Source organism: Acinetobacter sp. S54 (genome assembly GCF_016624945.1).
In the GTDB taxonomy this organism is placed as follows: Bacteria; Pseudomonadota; Gammaproteobacteria; order Pseudomonadales; family Moraxellaceae; genus Acinetobacter.
Genome location: NZ_JACVUI010000005.1, coordinates 131,648 through 146,229, shown reverse-complemented (window position 1 = coordinate 146,229; position 14,582 = coordinate 131,648). Strand labels below are relative to the sequence as shown.

Sequence of the window (14,582 nt, the reverse complement as noted above, 5' to 3'; positions counted from 1 at the left end):
CATGTCTTTAGAACTTCATTTTTTAGTTTCACAATTTTTAATTAATAAAGCTGAACTTTGTGATGCTTATGACTGGGACGCTTATCTTGATCTTTATGATGAAGACAGCGAATACCATATTCCGCAATGGATTGATGATCATCACTATGTACAGGATCCAAATCAGGGCTTGTCTTATATTTACTATGCAGATCGTGCAGGTTTAGAAGATCGCGTGTTTCGTATTCGTACAGGTAAAGCAGCCTCTGCAACGCCTTTGCCACGGACGTTGCACACCATGAATAATATCCGTGTAAAACAAATGGATGATGGACTGATTGAAGCAAAAGTCGCATGGCAAACTCTGTATAACCGTCAAGGTTTAGAAGGTCGTTTTTATGGACATGCAACCTATATCCTACGCAAAACGGAGAATAGCTTCCGTATCCGTCGCCAGCATAGTGTGTTGTTGAATGACAAAATTGATTCTGTTCTCGACTTTTATCATGTTTAAGGAGAAATAGAATGGGACATTCGGTTGCCTTAAACTTTGCAGATGGTAAAACTTTCTTTATTTCAGTCAATAACGATGAACTACTGCTCGATGCAGCACTTAGTCAAGGTATTAAGCTACCTTTAGACTGTCGTGAAGGTGTATGTGGAACTTGTCAGGGAAAATGTGAAACGGGTATTTATCAGCAAGACTATGTAGATGAAGATGCATTGAGTGAACGTGATCTGGCAGAACGTAAAATGTTGGCTTGCCAAACCCGAGTTCAGTCCAACGCTGCTTTTTATTTTGATCACAACTCGGACATCTGCAATGCCGGAGAAACACTCAAAATAGAAACCAAAGTCACTCGAATAGAGCTAGTTTCTGAAACCACGGCAATTCTTCATTTGGATGCAAGTGCTTACACAGAACAGTTGCAATTTCTACCGGGACAATATGCGCGAATTCGTATTCCAGATACCCTAGACTGGCGTTCATATTCATTTGCCAATCGCCCCAATACCCATAATCAGCTTCAGTTTCTGATTCGTTTACTGCCAAATGGCGTGATGAGCAATTATTTACGCGATCGTTGTCAAGTCGGGCAGTCTATCGTGATTGAGGCTCCATTAGGCAGTTTCTATCTGCGTGAAGTTGAACGTCCATTGGTTTTTGTTGCAGGTGGTACAGGCTTATCTGCCTTCTTAGGCATGTTGGATAATATTGCTGAGCAGGCTGATGCTCCGCCCATCCATCTTTATTATGGTGTAAATAGTGAAGCAGACCTTTGCGAGCAAACCCGGTTAAAAGCATATGCCGAGCGTATTACAAACTTTAACTATCATCCGATTGTGACGAAAGGTAGCGCTGAATGGCAAGGTAAATCAGGTTATATCCCTGAACATCTGAATAAACATCAACTGGCTGAACACGCTTTTGATATGTATTTGTGCGGTCCACCTCCCATGATTGAAGCCGTAAAAAACTGGTTAGACCAACAGGCATTACAAAACTATCGGATCTATAGTGAAAAGTTTTTACAAAGCAATACTGCACAGGTGTCATCGTAAAAACAGACTGCTATTAAATAATATAGGATAAAAAAAGCTTTCGTTTTAAAAATAAACTTCAAACCAAGAATGTGGCAAGCTCTTTAACTCAACTAAAAGGTATAAATTAAAGCCTGCCACATCGAAATGAGATGCATATGCAGAAAGTTAGAAAATAAACTATCAACAAAACGACTTTCTTATGAAAGAAATAAAATACAGTGTTTTGCCATGTCCATTGATGCGCGCCGAGATAATTTAGTTAAAATTTTGAGATAATTAACACTAAAAAGCTTTTCACCATGTGAAAGGCATTTTTATTTTTAGACTTTTGCGATTGGCGTCGGCGGTATAGATAATCCACTACTATTCGCTGCATTGGTTGAAACAAATCCGAAGAAATTGTTACCTGTATTTTTTTGAATGAACTGAATTCCTGTCAAACCAGAATATATTTGTCCCCCACCCGAAGAACCGTAAGCAGCATAAAACCCTTGAATAGCTACATATGAGCTCAATGCGGGATATAGAACTTTGGGTTTAAATCCAACTGCTGTAACTTCAAATAAACTCGCACCTTGGCCAAAAGTATCTGTAGTTGTGAACATTCCTCGAATCCACAAAAACCCATCAATAACAGCAAATTGAAGTGGATTGTCAGTATCGTTTGGTATAACTTTAGAACTAAATGTTGCTACTGTTGCAGCATTAACCCACACATTTGCACTAGCTTTCGCATTAATCTGAGCTTGCAGCTTCCCAAGGATCATGCCTAACGTATCAGTCGCTAAAATCGCTGTATTTGCACCCAAAGCATACGCACTATACACCACATCAAAAATCTTAGATTGACCTGTTAAGCTAGAAAATAAGCCAGATAATGCAACTGGTGCTACATCACCCGACTGTAAAGCTGTATCAGCTTTTGCACCCTGTGCTGCTGTAGCTGCACCTAAAGAATGTGCTGTGATTTGACTGACGAGCTGTTGTGCTGTACCGAGCTTTTCAGCACCAATATTGGTACGTGCATTATCTTTTTGAATTTCCGACAAAGCTTGTGTTGCAACATCAAAGCGGACTCGGTTTGCAACGGATTGATTCAGTGTTTCAATGATACTTTGTTCATTCTGAATTGCTGCTGCAAGTTCATAAATCGTATTCAAAGCTTCAGGTGCGGAACCGACTAGATTCGCTATCTGTTGATTCACATACGATTGATCGGCTTTTGTATCAACTAATTGTGATAACAATGCTAAAGCTTGAATGTCAGCTTTCGTCAGCAATGCTAAACGATTTTGCTCAATCTGCTGTTGAGCTACTTCAAAGTCGGCTTGATCAGTCTTAGTCGATATTTTTAGCTCATTTGTTTGAGCTAAAGTACGAATTATCTCGATTTCATTTTCTAATGCTGATTTAGCTGAAGCGACTGAACCTGCTGGCTCTGCATTAACATCAGACGCATTTAAAACGACAGTTCCAGTTTTGCCGTTGACTGAATAAATCGAACCCGACCCACCAGATGTAGGGTGCGATATCATTGCCCCGAATGGTACGTTGATCAGTAGCTCAGGATTTTTAACCTTTTCAGCAACTGGCATCGGGTTGTTATTCCAAAATACTTTAAGTGCAATATTGCTCATGTTGTAATGCTCCGAACAATCCGAAAAGAGATATTCTGCGAGTGACGAACGTTGCCATTCATCACTAACTTAATATCCATTTGCGCTGTGCCTTCTTTCCAGTTCTGAGTTTCAGAAACAGGTACTTCAAGCAGAATCATGCCTTTATCTTGCAGTTGATCTGGATAAATCGTGACGTGTGGCTCTGCAATGGTTTGATTCTGAGCATTGATAATACGTGCAGTAATCGTCATGTCAGACGTGATCGTCATCCCTTGATCCAGCTCAGTGTCATAAAACTGAACTGGTACTGCAAAACTATCACCAATTTTGAAAATTGCGTTCATTGATCACCTCAAGACGTTGTAACCAACGCAAAGCCAATACCGCCATCATCGCCATAGTTGCCAGAATTTTTCCAGCCAATACCACGTCCACCCACTACCAGTGACATTGTTATTGAAGATTCAGAGCTATTGGTGAATTGTACTTGTACACGTCCACCTGAACCGCCACCACCGCCAAACGACCATTTTTCATCGCCGATGCCCCAAGCACCTGCACCACCACCATTTAAAGTACCGATACTTGACGCGATACCTGTTGCACCTTCTTGTCGATTCCAGCGCGAACCGATGACAGCAGCATTACCCGTCTGATTCGCAAGGATACTGAAATTAGCATCAGCAACTATATTGTTTGTTCCACCAGCTCCAGCTTCACCATTGAAGAAATACGAGCCATTACCCCAACGTCCCCCAGTTCCGCCTTTACCGCCACCGACTGTGATCACGTTTGATGCATTCGTTAAAACGATATTACCGCCATCAGTACCAGAGCAATTCGGATCGCCGCCCGTATAAATCGAACCACCACCGCCACCGCCTGCGGCAAACATATCAATCGTAATGGTTTGATTGGCTTCAACTGTCAGTGTATGCGAACCTTCGTAGTAAGTCGTCTGGCCTTCTGGGTATTTACTTGTATCCATAATCAACACCGCCACTTGTTTATTCGGTATATATGTCAGTTTGAATGTGAGCGTTTGATTACCTTCCGTCTTATTGTCCGCAATAATATCCAGTGTTTTAGTCGCTTTACCCGTAGCGTCAAGAATGAATTGACCCGATAAATCCGACGGCGAAATATCATCTGACTGAATCCCTGTAATACCCCAATCAACAGGCGTTCCAGCCGCCAATCCCGTCGTTTGCAATGTGAACGTTACTTGTCCACCTTCATCAACTACCGTTTTATTTGAAGTGAGCTGATAAGTCGGCCCAGTTGCGCCATCTTCCAAACGTTGCCAGATGCGCGTCGTCGCAGTTTGAAACGATGAACCTGCATTAATACCTGAAATAGCACCGAGTGAATCACCTTGTGAACCCACACCTTGAGGCACATACGGCCATAACACCCATGTCGTTTCATAGCCAAAGAATGGCTTTAAAGCCAATGCTGGATTGTAATCTGTGTTATTTGAACCGTGCCATGAACCGACATGATAAATCGCACTAGCCAGAGTCTTTAATTGAAATCGAATCGCTTGATAAAGCTGACTATTGTCTTGTGGATCAAGCTGAATATCCGATTGCTCTATCACATTCGCATTTTCTTCTTGCATTGTATTGAGCCAAGACGGACTGACATAGGTTGCATCAACACCAGCCAGATCATCATTCGCGTGAAAACCCGCTTTGCCTTGTCCATTCACATCTGCGCGGGCATTAATCGTATCAATTCGCTTCATTTATATCTCCACAACATCTATTCGCAAAAATGCGGGTAAATAATTTTTAATAATGCATGCTATGTCGGCATTTAACGGTGTTCTAACGACCAATTTGACTTTGTAACGCAGTACTTCAGTATTGACTGGTGAATCACTTGGATCAGTGCATTTAAAAGGCTTAAAGTTGACTAGCTCGACCAGTTCAATCCCAAAAATCTGCAAGAGCTGCGCTACATAAGATCGATTTAAAACATTGGTTGTATGTCTAATCCAGTTGAGAATTTGAAGACGTTCTTCGATTGTGCGATTCACATTGGTTTGACACTTCAACGGTAGTCCATAGTCTCGCTCATACTCATCTATCAGTTCAGACGGAATACTTTCCAACACGTTCAGCAAGCGTTTTGCATCAAGATCGGCTTGAGCCAATGCTTTGGCATGACCATAAATATCCATCTGGATGACGGTATTTTTTGAGGTGTCATAGCCACCCATAGGAAGCAGTTGACGCAGTACTTGCGCGTAAAGTTGCGTAGCCTCGATCAATGTCATCATGCTGCGCTCACTGTCAACGTACCAAGCCGCAACCAATACGTGTACATCCAATTGATTGTCGGTGCGATATTTGAGGATGGAGAAAGCTGAACGTCAGTCACATTGGCTATAGCCAAAATACGAGCAGTCAAAACAGCAGCTTGATAGGTCTCCGCTGGTGCAATCGCTGCAAAATAATCACGAATGACTTGTCTTACAGTGGTTAGATCGACGCCGACACCTGACACAAGTGCGGTTACAGGAACAAACTGTTCAGTAGGTGAATACACTCTGCAATCAGCCCAAAACCCTGCATACTCATCCAGCGCGGTTTGAGCTGTGGCCAGAAGTACACTACTCGGTAAAGTCGGTGGATTGCCTACCGCAGTAATCGCCACATCCATTGAACCCACGCCACGACGTTTGGGATACACATAAACGTCCTGCACACCTGAAATGTCTTTCATAAAGGCTTTTAAGTCAGCAGAGCGGTCACGCGATAAACCAAGCTGCTTACGCTCAAGCAAACGTGCGCGCCAAGCCTCTAATTCTTCAGTATCAGAACCACCGCCAATCGAAACAATGTCCGCAGTACTTTTAAGGCCAGCAGCTGGACTGACCCACATTAATGTTGTGCCAGAATAATTCCATGCCGAACCCACTTGATCCGCAACCACATTGACTGTTGCAGGCTCATTCGCGGACAAATTGATTGCAGTTACAACACTCCAGTAATGACCTTTACCATCCGTCAATTTTGTACCAGTTGCTATGGTCAAATTAATATTCGACGTCGCTGTGACTGTGCCTGACGAAGCAGTACCGCCATTTCGTGGTAGGCCAAGCTCTTCAGCATGGATATAAAGGAAAGGCTCATCTGCTGTTGCAACAAAGAGCTGACGCTGAATATAGGCTTGATGATGGTATAAACCTTCAACGATTGAAGCCGTTCCTGTGGCACGAATACCCGCATCTGAATCTGAGGTAATCGTCAAACCTGTGCCGTTACGAATCTCTTGAACAATCAGGTTATAAAGCTGAGTATAGGTTTTGATTGAATATGCCATATCAACCACCTACTGGGACAAAGTACTGAATAGTTTGTGTTTCACCTGTCAAACGTGTCACAGCAATGGCAAGATCAACACGGCTTTTCACGCTTTGTGTGGCATTGACAACAATTGTTTGAAATCGCGACGGGACTAAATCCAAAAGTGCTTCTTCAGCATATTGTTTTGCAAGCAAGACATTACGTGCCAAGTCTTTGGAGCGTTTGAGTAAATAAAAACGGCTACCCACTTTCGGATCAGCCCAGTATTTACCACGATGGATATTCAACCTTTGGCAAACACACTGCACGTCATCATTAATAAATGCAGCATCTAAGCTGATGAGTACATAATCTTTTGTTTCTAAATTAATATTCGCCATTATTTCACCTACATTTGTGGAGTTGGTTGAGGCGTATTGCCATTGGTATGCTGGTTATATTTGTCACGCATGTCCTGCATTGAACTTTTTTGATCCGACACATCACCAGTCGATGAGATATTTCCATCTACAAATAAATCACCTGTGACGTGCGTCCCATCCTGCTTCAGCCAGACACTATGACCGAACTGGTCGTAAATACAGGTTTCGCCTGAATCGACATTGATCTGAATCTCGCCTGCGGTAGTTGCCACCACAATTGATTTAGCTGTTTTTCCCTGAAGCGGAATTACGATGACACGGGCATTTTCAGGAATATGAGAGCTAAAGCCGACCTGTTGAAATAGCTCAACTTCTTGCAGTGTTTCATCCGCATAACCTGTGAGCTGAAGTACATCTGAGCCACCACGTGCCACAATGCCTTGGAACACTTGACGGATTTGCCCAAGGCCTTTTTTGACTTGCTGAGAGATAGCATGCATCATGACTTTTTCTCCTTGTAGACTAGCGGCTGCGCCCAATCGCCTTGGCGTTTTAGTAAAAGTTTGGTGGTTTTTCCGCCTGAGCGAGAGAGCATAAAAGTACAACCCACTACAGCCCATTTTGCCGTGGCATGACTGATGGCATTGGTTTCTAAATTGACATAGCAGCCAGTCGACCACAGCTTGCCGTCCACCAACCAGTCAGCAACCGTCGCTGTCAGCGTGTAGGCTTCAAAGTCATTGTCTTTTTTGATTTTTGCCAAAGCTGCGTCTGCTTCAGCTTGGGTTTCTACATCACCCAGAGTCACTATTTTTAAGCGGTTATAGCTGTATTGAGTTGATGCAGTCGCTTCAGATAAAACATGCTGACCCTTGGCATCCTGACTTAAAACCTTGAACTGGGTAAAAACATTGGAAACATCGTTGTCATAACTCAGTGACAAGACATTGTTAGAATTGTCCAATGGCTTAATTAGGCGCAGCGGCGTCTTAACTTGGTAGGGATTAGCGAATGGATCACCAACATTTAATGTGGCATCAGGGTCGAGCCAGACATGTTGGCCAGTGACCGCAGCAGCTTTAGCAATCGCGTCCCAAAGCGACTCACTTGGTTCGACAGAAACTTTATTCTTCAGCCAACTATTGTTTTGGATTTTGACGTTTGAGAAGAGTGAACCTAAGTCACCTGAAAGCACATATTTACTCAGTAATTCTTCTAAAGTGACTTGGCGACCATTGAATATAGGCACTGAACAGTCAATGAGTTGGCCAGCCAGATCACGGCCAGAAATATTCAGGCCATAGCCATCGCGATTAACACCTTCAGAAACTTTGTCTGCAATCGAAGTCAAAATTAGTTGATCAGCATAATAAAGTTGAACTTTGACTCCGCCTTGAATTGAAGCTGGCAGTAATAATCCGTCTTGTTGATACAGAGTTAGATTCCAGTTTTCTGCGGGCGTGTCGATCTGACTATCAGCCGAAACTTCATCCCAAGCTGTGATAGCGATACCACCGATAACCAGTTTAATTTCATTGCCATTTTCATCGCGCATAGACGGTCAACTCCATGCCAGTGAGCAAAATTGCAGGATTCTGCAAATCAGGATTTAAACGACGGATTTCATCGGCACGGCTGTAATCTTGGTAAAGCTGATGCGCTAACCAATGCAACGTGCAAGGTACGATAATTTTGGTACTGGTGATGGGTGGGCGTGTTTGAATCAATTCCTGAATTTGAAGATGCAATGTATCTGCAAGCTCTTTATAGACTTGGATTTGCGTAACCGCAGTAAATGCGACATCGATTTCGCTTTGTGAACGTTCTGCATTGATTGCACTTTGTATTGTTTGACGGTTTTGCTGGCGGATCACAGCTAAATCAATCGGTGTCAGACTGACTTCATTGTTCTGAGCCATCTCAGAACGAACATTCACCACGATTTTCTGAGTCACTGCAACCGTTGCAGCAACTTGTGTTGCGCGCCAAACTTGCTGAAGAGGAGCTGGCGCATCATCATTTTGAAAAACCTTTTCAAAACGACCAACTCGATTAACCAGATCACGCCATTTTGAAATTGCAGATATTGAAGTATCAAAAGTCACCAGCTTACTGACATCATCCACCAAACCAACCATGTAGCTTGCAGGCTCTAAAATATTTTCAATCGTGGTTTTACCTAGACCCAGATAACTCCGTGCTGTATTGATCCCATTGCGGATATTATTTACAACAGTAAAAAACCGATTATCGTCACCGAGCTGAAGCTTTTCTAAATACGTTTTTAAACCGTTGGCGGGTGCTTCAATAATGCTGGCAGGGTCGATAGATGTAGGGGTAACAACAGGAATAAATAAAGCATCTTTTTTGCCGTCAGCACGGATAAACTCAAGTGATACCGTGCAGAAATCAGGATTTTCAGCATCGTGATGCACGGTATGATTGACCGCATAGACTTGCATCACACCGTCAACTGGATGAATCAATTCACCTGATCCCGTGGCATCCATTGCGGCGACAAGGGCATCTAAACTCGTTTTATAATTTGAACCAGTAAAAACAGCGTTAATGGAAATTTTACGCGGGTCGTTGCCCATATCCTCGACATTGGCTTTATCTGAATAAGGCGACTGTTTAATTGATAAAGATTTTGATGCAGTTGTATCTGTAGAAGTACACTCAAACGGTACTCCACGAAATGACGCATCTTGTAGATCAGTATCCCAGCCCATAAAAAAACCTCATATTTATGAGGTTAATTCTGACAAGTTGTCGGTTTTAGATCAGGCGGAAACGTTTCCATCAAATTTATTTGACGATCATATAAGGTGGTGGCGCACCGTGGCGTTTTTCTTGTTGTTGGGCATTTTGGGAAATGCCATCTAAAAGAGAACCGCCAAAAGAGAAGGTAGGTTTATTCTGTCCAGTTACATTAATTAATGTGTTTAATTTACCAATCATATCGCGACTGAGTTGATTTTGCTGCTGTTGTTCAGCTACTTGCTGCTGCAATAGAGCTTGTTGCTCTTTATTTTTATCAATAGCTTGTTGAACAAAATCAGGACTTTCACCACCATCACCAATTCCAATTTTAGAAAGCACCTGCGAGATAAAATTATAGCCTGCATCATCATAAGGTTTAATAAATTGAGAACCCGCATAGGCTGCACCTACTAGGCCGAATGCACCACCTGCGCCAACATTTGGCTTTACTGTAGTCGTTGGTAGCTTGGCATTTTTTGGGAGGTTCGTGATTGGGTCACGCCCTACAGCTGGAGGCGGCTTGCCATCACCAGTTGAAATTAAATCTGGATTTTTACCGCCACGTAACACAGAAGTAATAGTCGCACCAGCAGCTAGGGCACCCAAAGCAACTGTTGCTCCGTATGCTGCACCAGCTAAATCTTCATGTTTCCGCGCCCAGTCTACAGCCTCATCTTTGACCTTACCTAAAACTTCTGATAACGAATTATAAGCAGTAGTTTGAGCAAACAATGCCTCTTGATTTGCTGCTAAATCCTTAGCCCATTCAGTCTGCCGTACCATAGATGAATCAGCTTGAGTTGTCCCCCCTGCATTAGGAAGTTCATTGCGTAATTTAGTAAGTTCATCTTTTTTATAGACAACACTTAATGCAGACATCAAAGCTTGCCGATCTGCAATAATTTTTCCAATTTCTCCACCTTCAGCAATATTAGTCATATCTTGCAGAGTCTGCTCTAACTCACTTGAATTGGTTGGATTCATTGCTTTATTCTTAAGCCCCTGATATTGGCTACTACTTGCAAACTGACGTTCAAGTAATTTAACAAAAGCTTCTACACCTAGTACACCTTGTTCTCTTTGTCGAATTAAATAAGTATTCCAGTCAAAAACTTCATGAGGTTTTTTCTTACCTTCAAGCTTAGTTGGATCTCCTTTTTGGACTTTGACTTCATCACCGATAGATTTACTAAACTCACGACTAGAAAGCTTAGTAAGCAAGTTGACAACATTATTACCAGCCTCATCTGGATTTGCCGCTGTAGACATTGCAACTTGATTCATTGCTACGAGTTCAACTAGACCTTTTTCACCTGAATAACCAATAGTTTTAGCGGCCGCCATCTGTTGTGCCAGCCATTTTGCTTGATCTTTATATTCAAATGAACCCAATTGACCACCACGGACAGCAATATCATGTCCTTTTTGCAAATCACTAACACCAAAATCCATTAAACGTGTTGTTAAAGTTGCAGCATCCTTGGCAGAAGCACCAGTCGCAAAAGCAGTTTTAACAGATGCATTTAAGGCAGCATTGACATTGCCTAAATCATACTTACCTGATGCAATCAGTGTATTTGCAGCTTCAGCGGCATCTTCACGTGTACCTCCACCACTACGCACAGCTCCTTTGATATATTCATTCAATTGACCACGCGCTGCGAGACGTGCTGCTGTAGACATACCTTGTCCACCTGTAGCAGTTGCAGCGATATATGTAAGTTGCTGATCATAATTGCGTGGCTTTTGCAAAGACGTTGAAATTACTGCACTTGTAGCCGCTGCACCTGTAGCCAAAGCACCACCTTTCTGCAACAAGCCCATCGATCCAGCTGTTTGCTGTACATGCTGCTGAGTACGTTTACTTGATTGCTCAATCTGTTTTGTCCAGTTTGCAAGCTGTTGAGCCGATGCTACATTTTGCTTATACAGTTGACCTTGCAACTTAGTCTGAATCGATTGCTGACGTAGTACCTGCTCAAGCATTTTGTTTGTGCGTAAAAGCTGATCCCCAGCACGGGCAGTATTGATCGTTTCCCGTGTTCCAGCCTTTGCAGTATTAACAAATTTAGCTTGAGCATTGCCGATCTGAGTCCACTGTTGATTAATCTTTGTTGTTGTAGTGACTTGCTGATCAGAGATTCGTTTCATCTCTTGAGATGCTTGCTGACCTTTGATCTGGAGTGTCAATGAAACGGTTGTATTTTTGCTCATAGACTAGACCTGCTTTGGCTTTGAAAATTTACGCTTGGTTGAAACATAGGTTGTGCCTTCAGAGTTTTTGCTGGTAGCTACTGGGGGGACATTGTTTTCTTTTGGTTTTCGCTGATGAGTATTATCAAGCCGCTCATCACTTAAAAGAGCAATCGCCATATCAAGCGGCATATGAATAGCCTCTTGATATGGCACACCGATCTGAAGCAATGCCCGAATTATTCTGGCTCCGCCTCGGAACTCTCGGCTGCTTCCTTTGCATCCAGTTCCGCACGTTTGCCCTGTAAATATTCAAGGTTAGAACGAGAGGAATTACCTAACATTTCATAAGTCATTTCATGAACTGTACCAACTTCATCCACTAATTTTGTCATAGCAGATAAATCAGCGATCGCAATAAATTGGCCTTCTTTAATACCTGTCTGAGCTTGCAAATACTCAATTGCAGTCATCTGACGCATTACAATTTTTCGTAACTTTGTGGCTGCATGTTCAATAACTACAGGGATTGCAACAGGTAACGTGCCTTCAACTTGAATCATGTTCTAGTCCTTATGCTTAAAGCGTTTCATTGATATAAGACAACGCAAAACCCTCTAAAGTACGACGAGTTTCACCATTCACTTCATATGAGTCAGAAACGTCTTGGACGTTAAAATCGATATAGGTTTCACGGAAATTACCCGTTTCGGATTCGATGCTTAAACGCGCATCTTCGACTTCAAGCCAGTTCAAATCCTTACCATCTGGAATGACAACACTAATACTTAATGAATAAGTTTTGATGCCACGTGACTTATATTTCACTTCACCTGTGCTATTCATTGTGGGAACAGGGCGTTTACCTGAGTTTTTTTTGGGATTAATCGATGAACAGTCATATTCCTGTCCGTCTACAGTTAAAATAATATAGCCAACTGAATCTTCAGCCATTTTCAAAGCCTCTTTTTAAGATGACTTATTGTTAAATTATTGACATGATTAAATCAGGCGGAAACGTTTCCATTTATTGTGAGAAATAGCATGAGGTTGTATTACATCAAAAAAGATGGCTTATATTTAAAACAACAAAGCCAGACAGAATATTATGATTATGCTGAGGATGGCTATTCTGATTTTGAACTAAATCAGCAAATTATGCCTCAAACCACATACAGTTGGACTGCGAATAAAGCTGAAGCAAAATCATTCACAAATTATCAAGATGCAGATTATCTTATAGCTAAAAATTTGAAAAAGAAATTTTGGCAGAATGCTGAAGTATGTTTAAGCCCCGATTGACGGGGCTTAATTTTGAAAACGATTTTCAGATTAATACACATCAATTTGAGCATCAATAATATGCATACCACGCACCCAGTAGGCTGGAATTTTAGCTCGCGCCCACGTTTTATTATCTGGATCTTGAATTACAGTCAATTGATCAGCGGTAGCAGTCACATTTTCAAGAATTTCAGCTTTTTCTAATTTTTGAGCTTCAGTTAGAAATACTGAACGCAGATTACGCCGCGCAGCAGCTGTATTTTTCCGACGACGTTCTTTCGATGCAGCCACACGCATGACTTTACGTGTGTAATCAATGGTCAATGCCGCATTGATATCCAGCATTAAATCATCATCCTCACCTGAGTCTGGATTTTTTCGATACGTTGATACAGCTCGGACAATCTCTGGTAAACCGTCAGCACCTGTTTGAATCATACAAACACCGTTGTTCAGCGCAGCCTCAACACGTTCAAAGGTCAGTTTATATTGATCTTCAACGGGGGTGATACCCATCAGGTTTACACCGTTGAATGGCAATGCTGGGTCGGCAGAGTCAGCGAGAGCTGCGGCCATAGCGCCTGCAAGTTCTGGCTCTTGACCCTCAGCACCGTGGTAACAAACACAAAGCACTCGGTAACTGGTTTCGACGGGTGCTTGTGCTGCAAAGTCTTCAGCATCATCCACATTAGAGAATGGAACAACTAAAATCGCTGGTTTTTGATTGATTGCATCACTCACTGAGTTTAAGTGATTGATCCATGCCAGTGTGTCTGCTCCAGTAGCGGGTGGCGCTGATAACGCGATGATGGTATGACCCAACGGGGCGATTGTTTCTTGAATAGACATGTTTATTTCCTTTTAATTAGCTGGGGCTAAACAAAATGTCGTGATTTGAGTGACAGTATCAAAATTAAATGATGCATTTGCGGGCGTATAATTTGTTTTAACTTGACTTGCATCACCAATTTCAATTTGAATTCGTTTGTATTCATTCGAGTTATTGACAAAGTGAGCGCGCGCAGCATTTGAAAAATCTGATGAATTTTCTTGAGTCACAATGTTGTTATTCTCATCAAGCGCAGTCATTGAAATACCGTGAGTTGCCATGATTGCAGGTATTCCGTCGCGGAATGGACGAGAGAAACCCAAACTCTGGTCATTAACCGAAAATCCAAGGATTCCGCTGCCAGTAATTAATCCTACGATGATTTCGGAAGTTGAACCTTCACAGCCAAGCGGAGTATTAGGTTCACTCACGTCGCCGACTTTCCCAAGCATTGCACATCCACAGTTCTGTTTGTTTTAATTGCAGCCGTAATCATACGACCCGCTTCCGAATTTACTCCAAATGCTTCATCGGCAGCAGCTTTATCATAGATAGAGATAGGCATATCTGGGCTATTGGTATCAAAAGTGATAAATAAAACTTTCTGCGTATTGGCAATTAGTCCAGTCCGCTGAGTATTGATATTCACTTCGGTATAAACACCTGGTGTTTTAAGTGGAGGGATCGACATAAT

At 42.3% G+C, this 14,582-nt stretch carries 19 protein-coding genes; 3 read left to right on the top strand and 16 right to left on the bottom strand.

Translation table 11 applies throughout. The features are described from left to right. The first annotated feature begins 1 nt into the window (after nt 1). Nucleotides 2-493 (top strand): anthranilate 1,2-dioxygenase small subunit, encoded by a 492-nt coding sequence (antB, locus tag IAE20_RS10150; RefSeq protein ID WP_200482265.1) that lies wholly within the window; start codon nt 2-4, stop codon nt 491-493. 11 nt (nt 494-504) lie between these two features. Further along, nucleotides 505-1,542, top strand: coding sequence for an anthranilate 1,2-dioxygenase electron transfer component AntC (gene antC, locus IAE20_RS10145; RefSeq protein ID WP_200482264.1), 1,038 nt, complete (start codon nt 505-507; stop codon nt 1,540-1,542). Between the two features lie 302 nt (nt 1,543-1,844). Here the strand turns inward: antC and IAE20_RS10140 are convergent, their stop codons facing one another. From IAE20_RS10140 to IAE20_RS10080, 13 genes are all read right to left on the bottom strand, one after another. Continuing rightward, on the bottom strand, nt 1,845-3,161 hold the full coding sequence (locus tag IAE20_RS10140) for a hypothetical protein (protein WP_200482263.1): 1,317 nt from the start codon (nt 3,159-3,161) through the stop codon (nt 1,845-1,847). Next, entirely contained in the window at nt 3,158-3,487 is a 330-nt protein-coding gene (locus IAE20_RS10135) for a hypothetical protein (RefSeq protein ID WP_200482262.1), read from the bottom strand. Before IAE20_RS10135 ends, IAE20_RS10140 begins: the two co-directional genes overlap by 4 nt. An 8-nt stretch (nt 3,488-3,495) precedes the next feature. Further along, the gene (locus IAE20_RS10130; RefSeq protein WP_200482261.1) at nt 3,496-4,890 is read right to left on the bottom strand and encodes a hypothetical protein; all 1,395 of its coding nucleotides are present in this window, start codon (nt 4,888-4,890) and stop codon (nt 3,496-3,498) included. Continuing rightward, complete coding sequence (locus tag IAE20_RS10125) at nt 4,891-5,424, bottom strand: hypothetical protein (protein WP_200482282.1); 534 nt, start codon at nt 5,422-5,424, stop codon at nt 4,891-4,893. Next, nucleotides 5,424-6,473: a baseplate J/gp47 family protein gene (locus IAE20_RS10120; RefSeq protein ID WP_200482260.1), complete on the bottom strand. Its 1,050-nt coding sequence runs from the start codon at nt 6,471-6,473 to the stop codon at nt 5,424-5,426. The genes IAE20_RS10125 and IAE20_RS10120 overlap by 1 nt, the downstream gene beginning before the upstream one ends. Nucleotide 6,474: 1 nt before the next feature. Next, nucleotides 6,475-6,837, bottom strand: coding sequence for a phage GP46 family protein (locus IAE20_RS10115; protein ID WP_200482259.1), 363 nt, complete (start codon nt 6,835-6,837; stop codon nt 6,475-6,477). 8 nt (nt 6,838-6,845) lie between these two features. Next, the gene (locus tag IAE20_RS10110) at nt 6,846-7,322 is read right to left on the bottom strand and encodes a phage baseplate assembly protein (RefSeq protein WP_200482258.1); all 477 of its coding nucleotides are present in this window, start codon (nt 7,320-7,322) and stop codon (nt 6,846-6,848) included. Then, nucleotides 7,319-8,374: a phage baseplate assembly protein gene (locus IAE20_RS10105; protein ID WP_200482257.1), complete on the bottom strand. Its 1,056-nt coding sequence runs from the start codon at nt 8,372-8,374 to the stop codon at nt 7,319-7,321. Before IAE20_RS10105 ends, IAE20_RS10110 begins: the two co-directional genes overlap by 4 nt. Continuing rightward, nucleotides 8,364-9,551 carry a DNA circularization protein gene (locus IAE20_RS10100; protein WP_200482256.1) on the bottom strand — a complete coding sequence of 396 codons (1,188 nt, stop codon included), beginning with the start codon at nt 9,549-9,551 and terminating at the stop codon, nt 8,364-8,366. Before IAE20_RS10100 ends, IAE20_RS10105 begins: the two co-directional genes overlap by 11 nt. A gap of 76 nt (nt 9,552-9,627) precedes the next feature. Beyond that, on the bottom strand, nt 9,628-11,796 hold the full coding sequence (locus IAE20_RS10095) for a phage tail tape measure protein (RefSeq protein WP_200482255.1): 2,169 nt from the start codon (nt 11,794-11,796) through the stop codon (nt 9,628-9,630). Between the two features lie 3 nt (nt 11,797-11,799). After that, complete coding sequence (locus tag IAE20_RS10090; protein WP_200529621.1) at nt 11,800-11,991, bottom strand: hypothetical protein; 192 nt, start codon at nt 11,989-11,991, stop codon at nt 11,800-11,802. 23 nt (nt 11,992-12,014) lie between these two features. Further along, nucleotides 12,015-12,338 carry a hypothetical protein gene (locus tag IAE20_RS10085; protein WP_200482253.1) on the bottom strand — a complete coding sequence of 108 codons (324 nt, stop codon included), beginning with the start codon at nt 12,336-12,338 and terminating at the stop codon, nt 12,015-12,017. Between the two features lie 16 nt (nt 12,339-12,354). Continuing rightward, nucleotides 12,355-12,729: a hypothetical protein gene (locus IAE20_RS10080; RefSeq protein ID WP_200482252.1), complete on the bottom strand. Its 375-nt coding sequence runs from the start codon at nt 12,727-12,729 to the stop codon at nt 12,355-12,357. 90 nt (nt 12,730-12,819) lie between these two features. Here IAE20_RS10080 and IAE20_RS10075 point away from each other — a divergent pair, with 90 nt between their 5' ends. After that, complete coding sequence (locus tag IAE20_RS10075) at nt 12,820-13,077, top strand: hypothetical protein (RefSeq protein WP_200482281.1); 258 nt, start codon at nt 12,820-12,822, stop codon at nt 13,075-13,077. 30 nt (nt 13,078-13,107) lie between these two features. Here IAE20_RS10075 and IAE20_RS10070 read toward each other — a convergent pair whose 3' ends face one another. Genes IAE20_RS10070 through IAE20_RS10060 form a run of 3 tightly spaced genes read right to left on the bottom strand, consistent with a single transcriptional unit; the run spans nt 13,108 to nt 14,579 of the window. After that, nucleotides 13,108-13,908: a phage tail protein gene (locus IAE20_RS10070; RefSeq protein ID WP_200482251.1), complete on the bottom strand. Its 801-nt coding sequence runs from the start codon at nt 13,906-13,908 to the stop codon at nt 13,108-13,110. A 12-nt stretch (nt 13,909-13,920) separates the two neighbouring features. Then, a complete protein-coding gene (locus IAE20_RS10065) occupies nt 13,921-14,340 on the bottom strand; it encodes a hypothetical protein (protein ID WP_200482250.1) in 420 nt (139 codons plus the stop codon). After that, nucleotides 14,316-14,579 carry a hypothetical protein gene (locus IAE20_RS10060; RefSeq protein ID WP_200482249.1) on the bottom strand — a complete coding sequence of 88 codons (264 nt, stop codon included), beginning with the start codon at nt 14,577-14,579 and terminating at the stop codon, nt 14,316-14,318. The genes IAE20_RS10065 and IAE20_RS10060 overlap by 25 nt, the downstream gene beginning before the upstream one ends. Between the last annotated feature and the right edge of the window lie 3 nt (nt 14,580-14,582).